Genomic DNA, 17,969 nt, shown 5'->3' with positions numbered 1-17,969 from the left:
ATTCAAAGATATACTGCGATTTGAGGCGTATTTGAGGTGTAATGATAACATCTATAAATAGAGATCTCTACATCTAAGAAAAAGGAGTGGATTTACAAATTCTCCCCCAATATTGTTTTTCGTTCAAGTAAACAAAATATGATGTACCAAGCTTTAACCATTATTTGATACGAGTTATGTCACAGTTTCACTTTTTAGACACGTTGTTCTATAACTGATTCTTTTTTCTTTTGTTGACTATCTGGGAAAATAAGACTAAAAATAATACCAAAGATGCTTGCAATGAAAAATGTCGTAAATCGAGAGGTTATCATTCCATCCAATGGTGTACTAATCCAAATAACTGTAAAAACAAAGCCTGAAATAATCGTAGTAATTAACCCCACGCTAGAATAACGTTTCCAGAAAAATGTAAGAAGGATTGCTGGTGATAATGTCCCGCCTACTCCTGCCCAAGCCCAACTGACAACAAGGTACAATAACGAATCGGAAAATAAAGCAATAATCATACCAGTTACTCCAGCAAGCAATACCGTCATTCTAGAAATAAGTAACAATTGGCGATCAGTTACATTTAACCCTAACGTTTTATGAATAATATCTTCACTTACTGAACTCGTAACGACCATTAATTGTGAGTTTGCTGTTGTAATAATTGCCGCCATAATGCCCGCCAGTAATAGTCCAGAAATCCATGGTGGCATTAAATCAATAATCATTTGTGGTAATACAATTTCCACATCAACGAAAGAACCTTGTTTATACATCGCAATAGCCGCTAAACCGATTACAAATGCTCCTGTATAAGCGAGTAATGTCCAAATAACAGCAATCCAAATACCTTGTTTAGCTTCCTTTTCATTTTTCAACGCCATAAATCGTGCACTTAATTGTGGTTGACCGCCTAGATATCCAAAAAACCATGAAAAATTATTAAAAAACAAAACACCTATCGCAAAGCCAGTCGTTCCACCAAGCCACGCATTAAAGGATGGTCCAGCGGTAATTAAAGACTCAGCAATGGACAAATCATTCGTCCATACATAGATGAGTGCAACAATTGGCAAGACACATAATGTAATTAGCATCATAATACTTTGAATCATATCTGTCCAAACAACAGAAATAAAGCCTCCGAAAAAAGCCGTCGCGATAATAACTAATGTAGCAATAATAATTCCTGCTGTTTCATTCATTTCAAAAGTTGTCAGAAACAATTTTCCTGCTCCTGCTAATTGCGCTCCAACATAAAAAACGAAAAAACTTGCAATTAATATCGTTGCTAACCACCGAATCATTTTTGCCTTTTCGCCAAATTTTGTTGCTAGATAATCTGGCAATGTTAGAACATTATACTTCTCTGCTTCTCTCATAAATTTCCGAGATAGAAAGGCCCAAGCAAAAATAATTCCAGAAGCAATTCCTGCTGCAACCCAAATACCAGATAATCCAGTTGCAAAAACAAAACCAGTAAATCCAAGTAGTAGCCATGCTGACTCACCTGTTGCCCGCTCTGAAAAAGCTAACGCCCATCCTGGGAGTTTCTTTCCACCTAAGATAAACACATCATGACTCATCTTCGTTCGGCTCGTAAAATACCCTACTCCAATAATCAATAAGAAATACAAGACAAACTCCGTTAAAATAATATAATCCACCGATCTCCCTCCCGTCATTAGTAAGTGCTTACATCCTTGATTATAAAAACACCTTTTATTCATGTTGCTTGAACAAAAGGTGTTTTGATAATAATTAAATTATTAATTTAGTTCTGTTGATTGTTTTACTTATTTCCTTTTAGCCAATGTTTCTAAAAATAATGTTACAAAGCGTTCCGCATCTACATCAAGGCATACTTCCATATTCGGTTGCTGTTGTAAGAGATTGCGAAAATCACAAATCGTCTGCCCATAGCTTAAATCACTTTTCGTTTCAACATCAACATAGTGAGATGCTGTTTTCACTAAGGTTGGATCAAGAACAATCCCGACTGTTAATGGGTCATGTAAAGCACACCCATCCATTCCGAGAGTTTCTTTACTATAGCTCCGATAAATTTCTGTACTTTTTAACACAAAATCATAATAGCGTGTTCCCTTTAACTTCTCGATATGTTCACGAGTTAAAAATGTTTGTGTTGTCACATCAAGACCGACTAATTTCAAACGGAAGCCTGCATGGAAGACAACTTTAGCCGCTTCTGCATCAGCAAAAATATTAAACTCAGAAGTTGGTAACGTATTTCCGTAACCTGCTTTGGCTACAAGCCCTCCCATAATGACAACTTCTTTAACTAATTCCGGTAATTCAGGTTCTATATTAAGTGCTAATGCCAAGTTTGTTAATGGACCAACCATAATTAACGTCACTTCACCTGGATACTTTTTGACTTGTTCAATGATAAAGTCTGGTGCAGATAACTCAGGCTCTTCTTCACTAACGACAATATGATCTAAAGCACCACCAATTCCGTCAGAACCGTGCACAGAATATTCATGATGGGAGCCTCTAACGAGTGGACGACTCGCGCCACGATATACTTTCCAGTCTTCTTTTCCCATCAGTTGAAAGACTTTTTTCGTATTGATCATCACTTGATCGACAGGAACGTTTCCATTCACAGCCGTAATCCCTAAGCAATCTAATTTCCCACTCTCTTCGGCAAATATAATCGCTAACGCATCATCAATACCTGTATCAACATCAATAATCACTTTTTCCATTTATATGTCTCCTTCACAATAAATATGTATCCCCTTTATTTTAACTTGCCAATAAGAAAATTGATAGTTGAAATGTTTTTATGTTTTTGGGGGACGCTAAAAGTAACTAGCAATCATGTTTAGAGAAGAGGTTTAAATATGTATAAGAAGCAAGAGCGGCGCTTAATCTGGCTATCATTTATTGTAGCGCTAATCATGATTATATCAATTATTGGAAAATTATCCTTCAATTAAAAGTATATTTAGAAAGGAATGCTTGGTTTGATTAATGAAGAAGCCGTGTATTACAGTCGAATATTAACAGAATTGACCCTCTCATTTCATATTATCTACGCAACAATTGGTGTTGGAATTCCGCTTTTTATTATGATTGCGCAATGGTTAGGAATACGAAAACAAGATGAACATTATATATTACTCGCTAGAAGATGGACACGCGGTTTTGCCATCACGGTTGCAGTGGGTGTCGTTACTGGAACAGCGATCGGTTTATTACTCTCATTATTATGGCCTAAGTTTATGGAGGTAGCAGGACATATTATTGCTCTACCACTATTTATGGAAACATTCGCATTCTTTTTCGAGGCGATTTTTTTAGGCATTTATCTCTACACATGGGACCGTTTCGCCAATCAATTTAAACATCTACTCCTACTCGTTCCAGTCGCCATTGGGTCATCATTTTCAGCGGTTTTTATTACAACTGTTAATGCGTTTATGAATTCACCGCAAGGATTTGATTTATTAAATGGAGAATTAATTAATGCTAATCCTCTATTAGCGATGTTTAATCCTTCGATGCCAACAAAAGTATCCCATGTCGTTTCAACTGCTTTTATGACATCTGCGTTTGTGTTAGCATCCATTGCTGCATACCGATTGGTACGCGGTTCTAAACATGTATATCATAAAAAAGCACTACATTTAACATTAACGATTGGACTTATCTTCTCTGTCGCATCATTAATCATTGGAGATTTATCTGGGAAATATTTAGCACAGTACCAACCAGAAAAATTAGCTGCAGCAGAATGGCATTTTGAAACACAAAAACAAGCACCATTATTGTTACTAGGTTACTTAACAGACGATGGTGATATTCGTTTTGGTATTAAGATACCATATGCTTTAAGTATTCTTGCACACGGTAGCCCAACATCTGAAGTCATCGGTCTAGACCAATTTCCAGAAGAAGATATTCCACCACTCTACATTCATTACTTATTTAATATTATGGTTGGGATTGGCACACTCTTAATTATCGTGCCACTCTTATATTGGATTGGTGTGAAAAGAAAATGGACGTGGATTAAAAGTAAAGCCTTTCTTTGGCTACTCGTCCTTGGTGGGCCACTTAGTATGATAGCGATTGAGGCCGGATGGTGGCTTAATGAAGTCGGTCGTCAACCATGGGTACTATATGGGATTATGCGTACAGCGGAAGGGGCTACTACGAGTAATCAAGTGGAACTCATGCTTTGGCTGTTTTCTGGACTGTATATCATGTTAGGTATTGGTTCAGTCATTGTTTTAACACGGATGTTTAATAAAAATCCAATTGAACGTGAATTAAAAGAAAGATACACATAATATCTTCAAAGGATGGTGCTTAAAATGGACTTAGAAATCATCGGTATTCTCGTGTTATGGACGTTTTTATTTGGCTATACGATGATTGCTTCAATTGACTTTGGTGCCGGTTTTTTCAATGCATATAGTGAATTCACTGGAAAAGAACATATTTTGTCAATGATCATTCAACGGTACTTATCACCCGTTTGGGAAGTGACGAATGTTTTCTTAGTCTTCTTCTTCGTCGGGATTGTTGGTTTCTTTCCAAAAACGGCCTTTTACTATGGAACAACGCTTTTAGTTCCTGTTGGGATTGCCGTTATTTTACTTGGTATTCGCGGGGCTTATTATGCTTTTGCAACATATGGCAAAACAGAACAAAAACGATACACATTCCTTTATGGTGCTTCTGGGTTATTACTCCCCGCTTCTTTATCCATTGTTTTTACAATTTCTGAAGGTGGTTTTGTCTCCATCGTCAATGGGGAACCACAATTAAATTATTGGACGCTATTCACAAGTCCATTAACATGGGGAATCGTTATATTAAGCATCACTGCACTTCTCTACATTTCAGCTGTCTTTCTAACTTGGTATGCTGCCCAGGCTCAAGATGAACGAGCCAGTCAATTATTAAGAAAATATGCACTTACTTGGGCTTTTCCTACAATCATTGCCGCAGTTGGTATTATCTATATTTTACAATCGCATAATCCAACACACTATGCGAATTTATTACAACTTTGGTGGGTATTTGCGATTTCGTTTATCTTTTTTCTTGGTAGCGTGTGGCTTCTGTTTCGGAAAAAGAATTACGGCCTTGCCTTTATCTTATTAGTTGCTCAGTTTGCTTTTGCTTTCTATGGTTACGGCTTTTCACATTACCCATATTTACTTTATCCTCATTTAACACTTTACGATAGTTTTACAAATGAGGCGATGGCCATCTCACTCATTAGTGCGTTTATAGCTGGATTCGCTTTATTACTCCCGTCTCTATACCTATTACTCAAACTATTTCTGTTTAATAAAGAATATGTACGTGGTAGAGCGAGTCGTCATTACTAAATACAAGAGGTGATTCTATGACTGAGTTTCTCATTTTTATCGCTCCGTTCATTGTTTTAATTTTATCCATTTTATTGGCTTTTATCGTAGCATTTAAAGACCCTATATCCTTTGATGAAGAATGAGGCTAGGCCAAAAGTAATATGATCAACCCTGAAGCTGAACATTATACAATTTTAGCGTAGGAAATATACGAAGACTCCTGCGGGAAAAAAGGCATCGGTGAGACCCCGGAGTGCGGTAGCACGAGGAGGCTCACCAGCCGCCCGCGGAAAGCGAAGTATATTTACGAAGCGGTGTATATTTACCTTGTTCAGTATATTTAATAAAACACTTTTGTTCTAGTCTATTCTTTTATCCATTTTAAGTTTTCATAATACTATTTGTTTCTAGATTAGGCACGTTTTTCAGTAATGTTCACGCAAGTTTACCGTTTCAATCATATTATCCCAAAAATTGCATTATAACAGGTATACTATTATTATTATAAATATTGATAAAGATAATAAATTTTGAATAAACATTCAGTCAATTGGAGGAGAATGACAATCATGTTACCTGATCAACAATTACTACGAATTCCCGGTCCAACACCCATTCCGCCAAGTGTGGCACGTGCCATGAGTCGTCCAATGATTGGACACCGTGATCCAGAAACTGCTGAACTGTTAGAAAAGATAAAGCCTGGGTTACAAGCTGTCTTTGGAACAACTCAAGATGTTTTAATTCTTGCAGGAAGTGGAACAGCAGGATTAGAAGCAGCTGTTACAAATGCCGTAAAACCTAATGAAGAAGCATTGGTCATTGTAACAGGAGCATTTGGTGATCGATTTTACAAAATCTGCCAAGCACACGATATTAAAGCTCACCGTATAGATGTTCCATGGGGAGAGGCCGTTTCACCGGACCAAGTGAAAGCACATCTTAATGAGCATACTGATATTAAAGCTGTCTTTATGACTTATTGTGAAACGTCAACAGGTGTCTTAAATCCGATTGCAGATATTGCAAAAGTTGTCCGAGAACACTCCGATGCTCTTACGATTGTCGATGGTGTGTCATGTGTTGGTGGTGTCGAAACAAAAATGGATGAATGGGGAATTGATTTAATTATTACTGGTTCCCAAAAAGCGATGATGCTTCCACCTGGGCTAACATTTTTAGTTGCTAGTGAACGTGCTTGGAAAGTTATGGAGGCAAATGATCGTCCACGATTTTACTTTGACTTACGTACTTATCGTAATAAATTAGCACAAAACTCAACGCCATATACGCCAGCATTATCACTTTTATTTGGTTTAGAACAGGTGTTAAAATTAATGAAGGAAGAACGTATGGAACAAGTTTTCGAGCGTCACCGTGTGATGAAGGAAATGACACGTGAGGCCTTTAAAGCACTTAATATCCCACTATTAACAACTGACAAAGATGCTTCACCAACAGTGACAGCAGTGAAACCAGTTGATTTTTCTGCGGACGACTTACGACAAGTTGCTAAAAAAGAATTCGGTATGTCGCTCGCAGGTGGACAGCAACATCTAAAAGGCAAAATATTCCGCGTTGGTCATATGGGGTACTCGTCACCGGCTGATGTTTTACAATATTTAGGTGTTATCGAAATTGCTTTAAGAAAAGTTGGTAAAGATATTGAACTTGGAAAAGGAGTTCAAGCTGCCCAAAAGGTATATTTAGGACAGTAAGGGAATTTATTTATTAATAGTGCAGGAGGATTTAACTTGACTTATCACATACTTATTGCAGACCCACTAAGTGATGAAGGTATTCAACCATTACAAGAACAATCAGACATGAATATCGATATTAAAACAGGATTAACAGCCGAAGAACTACTTGAACAAATTGAAAAGTACGACGCCCTACTCGTAAGAAGTCAAACACAAGTAACACGCGAAGTGATTGAAGCAGCTAAAAACTTAAAAATTATCGCTCGTGCTGGTGTAGGAGTTGATAATATTGACCTAGATGCCGCCACAGAAAATGGAATCATTGTTGTCAATGCACCGAACGCAAACACGAATTCAGCTGCTGAACATACAGTTGCTATGATGATGTCATTATCACGAAAAATACCACAAGCTCATCATTCATTAAAATCTAAAAAGTGGGAACGAAGTAAATATGTCGGTGTTGAATTAAAAGGAAAAACACTCGGGGTTATTGGACTTGGCCGCATTGGTACAGAAGTTGCCTACCGTGCGAAAGGTCAACGTATGAACGTGATTGCCTATGACCCATTCTTCACAAAAGAAAAAGCTGAAAAAATGGGAATTGGATATGGAACTCTTGAAGAAGTGATCAAAACGGCAGATTTTATCACCGTCCACACCCCACTTCTGAAAAACACCAAGCATCTATTGAATAAAGAGACGTTTTCTATGATGAAAGACGGCATTCATATTATTAATTGTGCTCGTGGTGGAATCATTGACGAAAATGCATTATATGAAGCGATTGTTTCGAATAAAGTAGCTGGTGCAGCTTTAGACGTATTTGAAGAAGAACCAGCCATTGATAACCGTTTACTTGAGTTACCTGAAGTTATTGCAACACCACATCTTGGGGCGAGTACAGTTGAAGCACAAGAAAATGTTGCCGTTGATGTCAGTCATGATGTCGTTAGCTTTTTACATGATGGTGTCGTACAAAATCCAGTTAACTTACCTTCTGTACCGAAAGAACTTATGAGTAAGATTGAGCCTTATTTCTATCTAGCAGAAAAGCTAGGGAAATTTTTAAGTTACTTAACTGATGAAGTGATTCATGAAGTAAATATCTATTATTCTGGTGAGTTATCTAGTACTGAGGTTGCTCCATTAACACGCAACACTGTTAAAGGTCTACTTAAACGCTATTTAGGTATTCATGTTAATGATGTTAATGCCCTATATTTAGCTGAGCGTAAAGGGATAGCCGTTCACGAAAACAAAACATCTTTAACTAAAGGATTTACAAACTTACTCACTGTTGAAGTTACAACTAAATCCGGTAAACGTAGTGTTGCAGGTACATTACTTAATGGCTTAGGTGCAAGAATTGTTAAAGTTGATCATTACCGCGTCGATGTAACACCAGAAGGACATATTGTCTTTATCTACCATAATGACCAACCAGGTGTTATCGGTAAAATGGGGAATTTATTAGGAGAACATGATGTCAACATTGCCACAATGCAAGTCGACCGTGCTGATGCCGGGGGAGATGCAATCATGCTCTTAAAAGTCGATAAGCATGTTAAAGAAGAAACATTAGATGCTTTACAGCAACTTGATGAAATAAAAACCGTTAAAGCGATTAATTTATAAGGACCAGCAAAAAACGCAGTCACCATATTAGGCCGACTGCGTTTTTATTTTATGTTATACGGTACTGTATCTTGAAATGCGTGTTGTACCTGTGGTGCGTTCTTAACGGCATTGCTTAGGCATTAACACGCATGTGGTACCCGCGGGGATGTTCTTAACGGCATTACTTGGACATTAACACGCATGACGTACCCGCGGGGATGTTCTTAACGGCATTACTTGGACATAATGACGCATGACGTACCCGCGGGGATGTTCAAATCACCCATTTTTACAAGCGCTCAATAATTGGTAATAACTCTTGCAATCTAGAGATTTCGTAAGTTGGCTTTACATCTTCTAGTTTTCTATTATGATGATTAATCCAGACCGATGTCATACCAAGCTTTGTAGCTCCCAAAATATCTGTCATTGGGTTATCTCCTACCATCACGGCTTCATCGCGATCTACATCTAATAGGTTTAAAACGTGCGCAAAGATTTCCTTACTCGGTTTTCCTTTACCAAAGTCTCCAGAAATGACAATTTGTTCGAAGTAAGGCACTAACTCTTTTGAAAATGATAATTTCTCATGTTGTAAATCTGGCGAACCATTAGTCAATAAAGCGAGCTTATATTTTCCTTGTAATGTATTTAAAACATCTAACGTATCTTCATATAAATAAATATGTTTACGTCTTTCTTTTGGAAATGTTTCAGCCATTTCTTGCCCTAGCGCAACATCATGGACACCGAGCTTCTCCAACCCTTTTGTCCACGCTTCTTTACGATAGGCTGGTACGATTTGCCGTAGTGCTTTAAAATCTTCACCCTCATCTTTAAATTCTCCCCAAAAGGCCTCGAAAACACCAATTCCAATATTTTTAACAAATGGGTACGTCTCGTATGTTGGATATAAGTGTTTCGCTGCTTCTCTTACGGCTTCTTCTAGTCGTTCAGGATCAACGCCGTATTTTTCTTTTGCTAATGAGCAGGTCTGTTCAAATGCTTTTTTAACACTTTTTTCATCCCAGAGCAATGTATCATCTAAATCGAATATAATAGCTTTAACCATCCACAAGCCTCTCCTTATTTCATTGCAATTGTTTATCGATTATTTGCCACCGTATCAATTATATCACGTGGCGTTATTATACCTAGTAGTGATTCATGAGCTTGCCCATTTTCCGTTATTAATAGAGCATCTAGTCGTTTGCCTCTGCCAATCGTACTTTTAAAACGATCCTCTGCTTCATATACAGTTGCTGATTTTTTAATAAATGCTGACGTGTGATCTTCTTGAAATGTCATCACTTCGCCGACAGTCGTATGACTAATAGATTTAGAGTCAATGCTCATTTGATAAGCTAACCAATGAGCTAGCCCTTTTTCAGATAAAACACCAATAAAATGGTCGCCACGATAAATTGGAAATTTAGATAAATCTCTTTGTTTAATAACGTGGAGCAAGCTAAATAGTGGATCTGTTTCCTGAAAAATGTAAACCTTCCGTTTAAACATCGGATAGACCAACTGTGGTTTTGTGATTTCATGTTCAATCCATTCAATTTGCTCAACAATGGACAAATGTGGTTCTGCAATAGCATATTCAAAATCAACACGATTATGGACGATCGCATTTCTTAGTTGGGCGAATTCTAGTAAATCATCACGATAACGTCTTAAAACGGCGTGGTATTTACTCGTTATTTTCACTAATCTTGAAAAACCGAGATCATTTTTATCTACCATCGTTTTTAAGACTTTCTCTATTTTGTTAAATGCTACGATAAATCTATCTGAATTTTTGACCATCACTGTTCCCCCATATAGGCTACATTTCTATGGATTAGTCCATCAATACACCGATTGGCTTTAAAACATGTAGAACGTTAATTGTTCCTTCATGTGCTTTTAAAACATCTTTTAACTTTCGATAAACAAATGGGCTTTCATCCGTGCCGCCACCACGTAATTCGACACCAAATTCACGTACGGCTCGGTGCATCTCTTTTTCTGAAACAGCCCCTCCTACGCGCTTTCTTGTCTTCCAATTCATACGCCCAGCCGCTTTAGTACGACTCATAATTCGGCCTGAACCATGAACCGTGCTATAAAAAGCTTGACGGCTCTTTTCCGAATCTACACCTTCCAAAATGACCGAAATATCCCCCATGCTTCCTCCTACAAACCCGAGTTGACCAGGTGCAGCAGGTGTTGCTCCCTTTCTTACAACAATATATTCCTTACCGAAATGTGTTTCTTTCCATGCATAATTATGATGATTATGCACTTCCTGAACGATTTCAGCACCAAGAATTTCGGCTACTTGATTAATCACGATATCCCGCCCAGCATAAGCATAACGACCGGCTAATTCCATCGCCGAAAAATAAAGCCCTCCAAGTTCACTATCTATATCAAGTAGAGTTGGTGGTTGTTCCATTGATTCACGTGGCGCCTTATCTGAAAACTTTAAACCCTTCGCAAGGTTTAAAAAGCCTGTTGCAGTCCGATGACCAAGACCACGACTGCCAAAATGATTCCCAATCCATACGTCTTCTGTCTTTTCGTCTATTAATATATCAACATAATGATTACCAGAACCAGCCGTTCCTAATTGTTCTCTCGCAATTGCTTTTAATTGATCATGTTCATGTTGACCTATTTCTTTATAAACATCCCATGCCGGATCATTAAAGATATCATGGTCTCCCCATTTTGAATTGGCTCCCGTTCCAACCCCAAAAGGAATTGCCGCTTGTACTTCATCCATCATTTCCGACATATGTGATTTTACATCGTCATATTTTAAATTCGTCTTGACTGCTTTGTTGCCACATGCGATATCGTATCCAACTCCTGAAGGTGCCACTTGATTGTCATATACAATGACACCACCAACAGGTTGGCTATATCCATAATGACCATCCGCACACATGACACCACCTACGACTTGACCAACTTTCAAACAATTTTCAAATTGTCTTAAAGTGTTCGTGTCATGTTCTCCGAAAATAACCGTTTTCATCGTTCATGCCTCCTGTTCTCTAAATCTATCATAGCAAGTTTTAATCAATTTGAATAGTCGTTCAAAATGACGGTAAACATATTGAACGAAAAACTAAATATAGCATGATAAACTGGAATAAGAGACTAAAATATGAACAAAGGAGCGAATAACCGTGAAAAAAATACAAATCAAAAACCCTGCTACCGGGGAAATGATTGATGAAATTGATTCACATACTGAAGAAGAGATACATTTAGCACTTGAAAAAGGGAATCAAGCATTCAAATCGTGGTCCCAAGTAAATGCCCATGAACGATCACGCTTACTAAAAGCATGGGCAAATAAGATTCAAGACAAAAAGCAAGACATTGCTCGCATCATGACAATGGAAAACGGTAAACCGCTTCATGAATCCCTTGGAGAGGTTGATTATGCAACAAGCTATATTGATTGGTATGCCGAAGAAGCGAAACGCATTTATGGACGTACCATTCCAGCTCACACGGAAACGAAGAGAATTATCGTATCTAAACAACCGATTGGACTTGTAGCTGCGATTACACCTTGGAACTTTCCAGCAGCGATGATGACACGTAAAGCCGCTCCAGCATTAGCAGCTGGTTGTACATTTGTCGTGAAACCAGCAGTTGAAACACCGTTAACAGCGATGCGACTTATTGAATTGGCACATGATATTGGTATTCCAAAAGATGTCATCCAATATGTGAATGGACGTGGTAAACAGATTGGTGACATTTTTACAAGCAGTCCATTCGTACGGAAAATAACCTTTACCGGTTCAACACCTGTTGGTAAATCATTGATTGAACAAAGTGCTCATACAGTTAAAAATGTCACAATGGAGTTAGGTGGTCATGCTCCACTAATTATTCATGCAGATGCCGATCTTGACTTAGCTGTCGAACAAACAATGGCCTCGAAATTCCGTAATGCTGGCCAGACTTGTGTCTGTGCCAACCGACTCATTGTCCACGAAAAGATCAGTGACGCTTTTTCAAAAAAATTAGCTGACCATGTGAATAAATTGAAAGTCGGTAATGGACTTGACGAAGAAACGGATATAGGACCAATCATAAACAAAAAAAGCTTTGAAAAAATTTCTCAACAAATTAAAGATGCCATTCATAAAGGAGCCACTGTCCTAACAGGTGACAACTATCATGTGAACGAAGAGAAAGGATACTATTACGTTTATCCAACTGTCTTACAAGGGGTCACTGATGAGATGATTATGATGCAAGAAGAAACATTTGGTCCAGTCGCACCAATTACTACATATGAAACACTTGAAGAAGCTGTTCATATTGCCAATAATACACCATTCGGTTTAGCCGCTTATTTCTTTACGAATGATTATCGCATCGGCACATACTTGCATGATCATTTAGACTTTGGAATCATTGGTTGGAATGATGGGGCACCATCTGCCGCACACGTCCCATTTGGTGGTATGAAAGAAAGTGGGCTCGGGCGTGAGGGTGGTATCGAAGGGATCGAACCATATTTAGAAACAAAATATTTATCGATTGGAAATGTGTGATAAATAAAATGATACATTTAGAAAAGGTATGGAAGGCTAAGTGACTTCCATACCTTTTTTTCATGTACTTCTTTCATAAAAGCACATTCGCCTATCCCTAGACATATGATATGACGAAAATCATTGTTAGGAGTGATTAAAAGTGGAACAAGAAAGACAATCTGTCCAATTCACCCATCCATTTGATCCTTATTTTTATCGTTCATTAAATCATCTTCAAGGAAGAAACATCGTCATTCAAACAGTGAGAAACCCAATTCAAGGTATATTAAAAACGATTACACCAGACCATGTTGTGCTTGAAGTAAGTGGTGTTTCTTTTTACATTCGAAATCAAATGATCGTATGGGTCACACGAGCTAAATAGCGACATATCGTAGGAAAGGAATGAACAAAATGTTTAAACGCGTAAACAAGTTATTAATTGAACTTCCTGAACCAGAATATGGTGATGCCAATGCAGCAGCTGCTGTACAAGAATTGCTCGGGGGAAAGTTCGGGGAAATGTCGACTTTAAATAACTATATGTTTCAATCATTTAATTTTCGTGGAAAACGAAGATTAAAACCTTTTTACGACCTTGTTGCAAGCATAACTGCTGAGGAATTTGGTCATGTTGAGTTAGTGTCTAATACAATCAATCTCATTCAAAAAGGGACGACTTTTGAAGCGGATCCTGATTTAACACCTATGCATAATGCAAAGGATAAACGTAATACACATGCTTTTATAGCAAATGCACAGACAGCTATTCCAGGAGATTCAATGGGGCATCCATGGAATGGTAGCTATGTCTTTTCAAGTGGTAATTTATTATTAGATTTACTACACAACTTCTTTTTAGAATGTGGTGCACGTACGCATAAGATGCGCGTATACGAAATGACCGATCATCCAACCGCTCGTGAAATGATTGGTTATTTACTCGTTAGAGGTGGCGTCCATATACTGGCATACGCTAAAGCGATTGAAATCATAACAGGTGTCAATATAACTAAAATGCTTCCAATCCCGAATTTAGATAATCGAAAGTTTGATCATGCACGGAAATTTGAAGACCAAGGTGTTGGAAATGTCCTATTTACTTGGAATGATTCAGGAGATTATGCCGACATACGAAAAATATGGAAAGGTACCAATCCCGAAACTGGCGAGCGCCTTATTGTAAAAGAAGGGACACCTGAAGGAGCACCTATTCCCGATTTAGATGAGTTACCAGAAGAATTCGCACCAGGTATTGGACCAGATGAATATAAACAAATAGCGAAACGTTTAATGGAAAACATATAATTAAACAATAAAACGAGGCTGGGGCAAAACCTCTGAAAAATGAAAAAACTATTCTTGTTCACTTTTTCCTTATGTCCCAGTCTCCTTCTCCTAATCATAATGACAGTACGTGAATTATCAATAGAGCGAGCTGTTCTGCATGGATTCAAAGATTTATGCTTAACCATGCGGAGTGGAACTATCTACTCTGCATGGATTTGAAAATTTGTTCGTAACCATGCGGAGTGGAACTAACTACTCTGCATGGATTCAAAGATTTATGCTTAACCATGAGGAGTAGAGAACTTTACTCGTTTCCAATTTGGATTTTTTGTATTTTATCATCTAATAGATTTTAACAAATATAAAAAACGTAAAATAGATGTTGAACCAGCTTTTGGATTCCTGAAGGCTAATTTGTCATTCTCTCAATTTTCGGTCAGAGGAAAATCGAAAGTAGAAAATGAATGAGCATTTGCATTAATGGCGGTAGACTTAAGAAGTATACCGCCAAAATTCGAAACAAAAAAGAAATTGCGGAAACAACATTTCAATGTTGATTCCGCAATTTTTCTCATTTAAAACTGGTTTTGTCCCAGCCCCTTTCTCTTATGATTAATTGAGACCTTATTTCTGCATTTTCTCATACACTTTCTTTTTAAAGTGTAAAAATTCCTCTGTTAACAATAGTCCTTCATGGCGTGGACGTGGAAAAGGAATAACGAATTCATGTTTTACGGTCGCTGGACGTTCAGACAAGATGATGATCCGGTCAGAAAGAAAAATCGCTTCTTCAATATTATGCGTCACAAATAAAATTGAGCGGCGATATTCACTCCATACATCCATTAACCACTTCTGCATATCGAGGCGCGTAAATTCATCAAGAGCAGAAAACGGTTCATCAAGACACATGAATTTTTGCGGACTAAGCAATGCACGTATAAAAGAGACACGCTGTTGCATTCCACCTGATAGCTCATATGGATAATGATTTTCATAACCTTTTAGACCCGCACGTTCAATCATTTGCAGAGCTATTTTTTTATCATATGGACCATGAAGTTCAGCACCAAGGACGACATTTTTTAAAATACTTCGCCATGGGAGTAGTGCTGGTGATTGTGGCATATAACTTATCGAACCACGACGTCCATTTATTTTTACTTCATCTAAATAAATGTCTCCATTATCAGGAAGACTAATGCCACCAATTAAACGAAATAATGTGCTTTTACCACTACCAGACGGACCAAGTATTGATACGAATTCGCCATCATTTACTGTTAAGGATAGGTTCTTTAATACAGCATGATTTCCGAATGATTTATTGATTTGTTTAATGACTAAATGACTCATGGGCATTCCCTTCTTCTATTGGTTTCCAACGGACGAGCTTTTTTTCGATATAAACGATAAGACCAAAGAATAATAAACTTAAAATAATCACTAAGAAAATGGCGACAAATACCCGATCTGTCCGAAAAGAAGATGATGCTAGTGTCATATAAACACCAATCCCTTTATTTGCACCTAACCATTCAGAAATAACTGCTCCCATGACACTATAAGTAGCCGATATTTTCAAACCAGAAAAAACAGCTGGTAAAGCATGTGGCCATTCAAGCTTCCTAAAAATTTGTAACTTAGAAGCACCCGCCATTTGCATATAATGGAGCCAATCACGATTCGTCTGTCTAAATCCATCTAACGCAGCAATTGTAATTGGAAAAAAGCAGACAAGTGTAATAATAATTACTTTCGGTAACATCCCGAAACCAAACCAAATAATAAGTAAGGGAGCAGAAACAATGACAGGAATATTTTGCGATATAATGAGTACAGGATAAAAAGCCTCCCGCATAAACGGAATGAGATGCAATGATATAGCGACAACAATTCCGACACTTGAACCGACTAAAAATCCAATAATTGCTAATTGCACGGTTGATGAAATATGTTTAGAATACTGATTCCAACCAGTTAATGCTTCATCCACTATATCGCTCGGTGGTGGTAAGAGCCATGTTGGTATTTCGAATGTTTGACAAGCGACTTCCCAGCCGATGATGAAAAGGATGATGACCAATAATGGTCGCCATCCTTTATTTATTAATTGCTTCATATTATCGATACTTCTCCGTCAATTTATCCATTGAAGCACCACTTGGTTCATATAATATTTTCACTTGTGAAATCACATTCGAACTACCCAGTTCCACCATTTTTTCATTCATACGTTCGACAATCGCTAACAATTCGCTTAAATTACCTTCCATCGTTGTTTCAAGTGGATTCACTTGATATTTAACACCAGATTGTTCAATGACCTCAATAGCTGCATCAACATATGGAATGACATCTTCACCATTTTTCGTCTTTGGTATAATTTGTATACTTATAAGTGCGTTTGCCATGATGGACACCTCTTTTATTTTGGTAAAAATTCATTTGTAAATGCTTTATCACTATCTAATTCTTTATCAAGTAAATCATTTTCCAGCATCCACTCTGCATAGTTTTCCCATACTTCTAGTTTTTGTTCGCCCCAACGCTCAGCATCATCTTGATATTTATCTTTTAGCCACTCTTGGCTAGCTTTTACTAAATCTGCGTCAAGATCTGGTACCGCATCGATTAAAATATTTGCCGCTGCTTCAGGGTCTTCTATCGCAAATTCATATCCTTTAGATACGGCACTTAAAAACTTTTCTACTGTTTCTGGATTTTTTTCAATTTGTTCTTCACTTGTAGCGAGAACAGGTGTGTAATAATCGAGCTTATCCGAGAAATCAGTTAAATAGAGCATGTCTAATTCTTCCTCACGCAATTCAGCTTCAATTCCTGTCCATCCATAGAAGATCCAAGCAAAATCAATATCACGTGTAACAGCAGTGAAATAATCCGCTGTACCGATATTAACGATGTTTAACTTATCAATATTGCCACCGTCTTGTTTCATCAATGTTGATAAGACAGCTTCTTCTACAGGTGAGCCCCAGCCACCATATGTTTTACCTTCAAAATCTTTCGGTGATTTTATATTTTTATCAACCGGTGCGGCAAAACCTGATGTATTATGTTGAATGATTGCTGCAATCGAAACAAGTGGGATATCTTGAACTCTTGCTTCTGTAATACTCTCCTGGTTACTAATTCCAAAATCAGCTTGTCCCGATGCAATCAGTTGGTCAGCTCCAGCTTCACCTGGCAACATAATCTCTACTTCTAAGCCTTCTTCTTGAAAGTAACCTTTTTCCTGAGCGACATATAGACCTGTATGATTTGTATTCGGTGTCCAATCTAAAACAACTTTTACTGCTGTTAATTCATCTTTCTTCTTGTTTGATTCATCAGATGTTTTTTCTTTTGTATCATTATTACCACAAGCTGTCATAATAAGTAATACAGTGATGAGTATAGCTAGTAGTCTCTTCATGTTAATCTCCCTTTTTTCGATT

At 37.6% G+C, this 17,969-nt stretch carries 17 protein-coding genes and 1 pseudogene; 9 read left to right on the top strand and 9 right to left on the bottom strand.

Annotated features, from left to right (window positions below):
- Positions 1-194 precede the first annotated feature (194 nt).
- Both VIG73_RS01775 and VIG73_RS01770 read right to left on the bottom strand, forming a co-directional pair.
- Positions 195-1,658 carry a sodium/proline symporter gene (locus tag VIG73_RS01775; RefSeq protein ID WP_331638780.1) on the bottom strand — a complete coding sequence of 488 codons (1,464 nt, stop codon included), beginning with the start codon at positions 1,656-1,658 and terminating at the stop codon, positions 195-197.
- A 129-nt stretch (positions 1,659-1,787) separates the two neighbouring features.
- Positions 1,788-2,723, bottom strand: a complete 936-nt coding sequence (locus tag VIG73_RS01770) for a nucleoside hydrolase (protein ID WP_331638778.1) — start codon at positions 2,721-2,723, stop codon at positions 1,788-1,790.
- Positions 2,724-2,984: 261 nt separating this feature from the next.
- Between VIG73_RS01770 and VIG73_RS01765 the strand changes: the two genes are divergently transcribed.
- From VIG73_RS01765 to serA, 5 genes are all read left to right on the top strand, one after another.
- A complete protein-coding gene (locus tag VIG73_RS01765) occupies positions 2,985-4,313 on the top strand; it encodes a cytochrome ubiquinol oxidase subunit I (protein ID WP_331638776.1) in 1,329 nt (442 codons plus the stop codon).
- Between the two features lie 24 nt (positions 4,314-4,337).
- Positions 4,338-5,363, top strand: coding sequence for a cytochrome d ubiquinol oxidase subunit II (locus VIG73_RS01760; RefSeq protein WP_331638774.1), 1,026 nt, complete (start codon positions 4,338-4,340; stop codon positions 5,361-5,363).
- 17 nt (positions 5,364-5,380) lie between these two features.
- Positions 5,381-5,488: a cytochrome bd oxidase small subunit CydS gene (gene cydS / locus VIG73_RS15680; RefSeq protein ID WP_414648355.1), complete on the top strand. Its 108-nt coding sequence runs from the start codon at positions 5,381-5,383 to the stop codon at positions 5,486-5,488.
- A 426-nt stretch (positions 5,489-5,914) separates the two neighbouring features.
- On the top strand, positions 5,915-7,063 hold the full coding sequence (locus VIG73_RS01755) for an alanine--glyoxylate aminotransferase family protein (protein WP_331638772.1): 1,149 nt from the start codon (positions 5,915-5,917) through the stop codon (positions 7,061-7,063).
- Between the two features lie 36 nt (positions 7,064-7,099).
- Positions 7,100-8,686, top strand: coding sequence for a phosphoglycerate dehydrogenase (gene serA, locus VIG73_RS01750; RefSeq protein ID WP_331638770.1), 1,587 nt, complete (start codon positions 7,100-7,102; stop codon positions 8,684-8,686).
- Between the two features lie 271 nt (positions 8,687-8,957).
- Here the strand turns inward: serA and VIG73_RS01745 are convergent, their stop codons facing one another.
- The 3 genes from VIG73_RS01745 to VIG73_RS01735 are packed head-to-tail and all read right to left on the bottom strand — an operon-like array spanning position 8,958 to position 11,696.
- Entirely contained in the window at positions 8,958-9,740 is a 783-nt protein-coding gene (locus VIG73_RS01745; protein ID WP_331638768.1) for an HAD family hydrolase, read from the bottom strand.
- Positions 9,741-9,772: 32 nt separating this feature from the next.
- Entirely contained in the window at positions 9,773-10,480 is a 708-nt protein-coding gene (locus VIG73_RS01740) for a CBS domain-containing protein (protein ID WP_331638766.1), read from the bottom strand.
- A 34-nt stretch (positions 10,481-10,514) separates the two neighbouring features.
- Positions 10,515-11,696 (bottom strand): RtcB family protein, encoded by a 1,182-nt coding sequence (locus tag VIG73_RS01735; protein WP_331638764.1) that lies wholly within the window; start codon positions 11,694-11,696, stop codon positions 10,515-10,517.
- Positions 11,697-11,844: 148 nt separating this feature from the next.
- Here VIG73_RS01735 and VIG73_RS01730 point away from each other — a divergent pair, with 148 nt between their 5' ends.
- The 4 genes and pseudogenes from VIG73_RS01730 to VIG73_RS15775 form a co-directional block, all read left to right on the top strand.
- The gene (locus VIG73_RS01730; RefSeq protein ID WP_331638923.1) at positions 11,845-13,239 is read left to right on the top strand and encodes an NAD-dependent succinate-semialdehyde dehydrogenase; all 1,395 of its coding nucleotides are present in this window, start codon (positions 11,845-11,847) and stop codon (positions 13,237-13,239) included.
- 142 nt (positions 13,240-13,381) lie between these two features.
- On the top strand, positions 13,382-13,606 hold the full coding sequence (locus VIG73_RS01725) for a DUF2642 domain-containing protein (protein ID WP_331638762.1): 225 nt from the start codon (positions 13,382-13,384) through the stop codon (positions 13,604-13,606).
- Between the two features lie 29 nt (positions 13,607-13,635).
- Positions 13,636-14,529, top strand: a complete 894-nt coding sequence (locus VIG73_RS01720; protein WP_331638760.1) for a manganese catalase family protein — start codon at positions 13,636-13,638, stop codon at positions 14,527-14,529.
- 342 nt (positions 14,530-14,871) lie between these two features.
- A pseudogene (locus VIG73_RS15775) lies at positions 14,872-15,127 on the top strand (transposase); the annotation flags it as partial.
- A gap of 8 nt (positions 15,128-15,135) precedes the next feature.
- Here VIG73_RS15775 and VIG73_RS01710 read toward each other — a convergent pair.
- From VIG73_RS01710 to VIG73_RS01695, 4 genes are read right to left on the bottom strand one after another with little or no spacing between them, the layout of a single operon-like run.
- Positions 15,136-15,867, bottom strand: a complete 732-nt coding sequence (locus VIG73_RS01710; RefSeq protein ID WP_331638758.1) for an ABC transporter ATP-binding protein — start codon at positions 15,865-15,867, stop codon at positions 15,136-15,138.
- Positions 15,848-16,633 carry an ABC transporter permease gene (locus VIG73_RS01705; protein WP_331638756.1) on the bottom strand — a complete coding sequence of 262 codons (786 nt, stop codon included), beginning with the start codon at positions 16,631-16,633 and terminating at the stop codon, positions 15,848-15,850. Before VIG73_RS01705 ends, VIG73_RS01710 begins: the two co-directional genes overlap by 20 nt.
- A gap of 1 nt (position 16,634) precedes the next feature.
- Complete coding sequence (locus VIG73_RS01700) at positions 16,635-16,925, bottom strand: thiamine-binding protein (protein ID WP_331638753.1); 291 nt, start codon at positions 16,923-16,925, stop codon at positions 16,635-16,637.
- Positions 16,926-16,939: 14 nt separating this feature from the next.
- Positions 16,940-17,947, bottom strand: a complete 1,008-nt coding sequence (locus VIG73_RS01695) for an ABC transporter substrate-binding protein (RefSeq protein ID WP_331638751.1) — start codon at positions 17,945-17,947, stop codon at positions 16,940-16,942.
- Positions 17,948-17,969: the final 22 nt, after the last annotated feature.

It is taken from the genome of Cerasibacillus sp. (assembly GCF_036516575.1).
In the GTDB taxonomy this organism is placed as follows: Bacteria; Bacillota; Bacilli; order Bacillales; family Amphibacillaceae; genus Cerasibacillus.
Note: the sequence above shows the minus strand (reverse complement) of the source record. Positions and strands in the feature narration are given on the sequence as shown.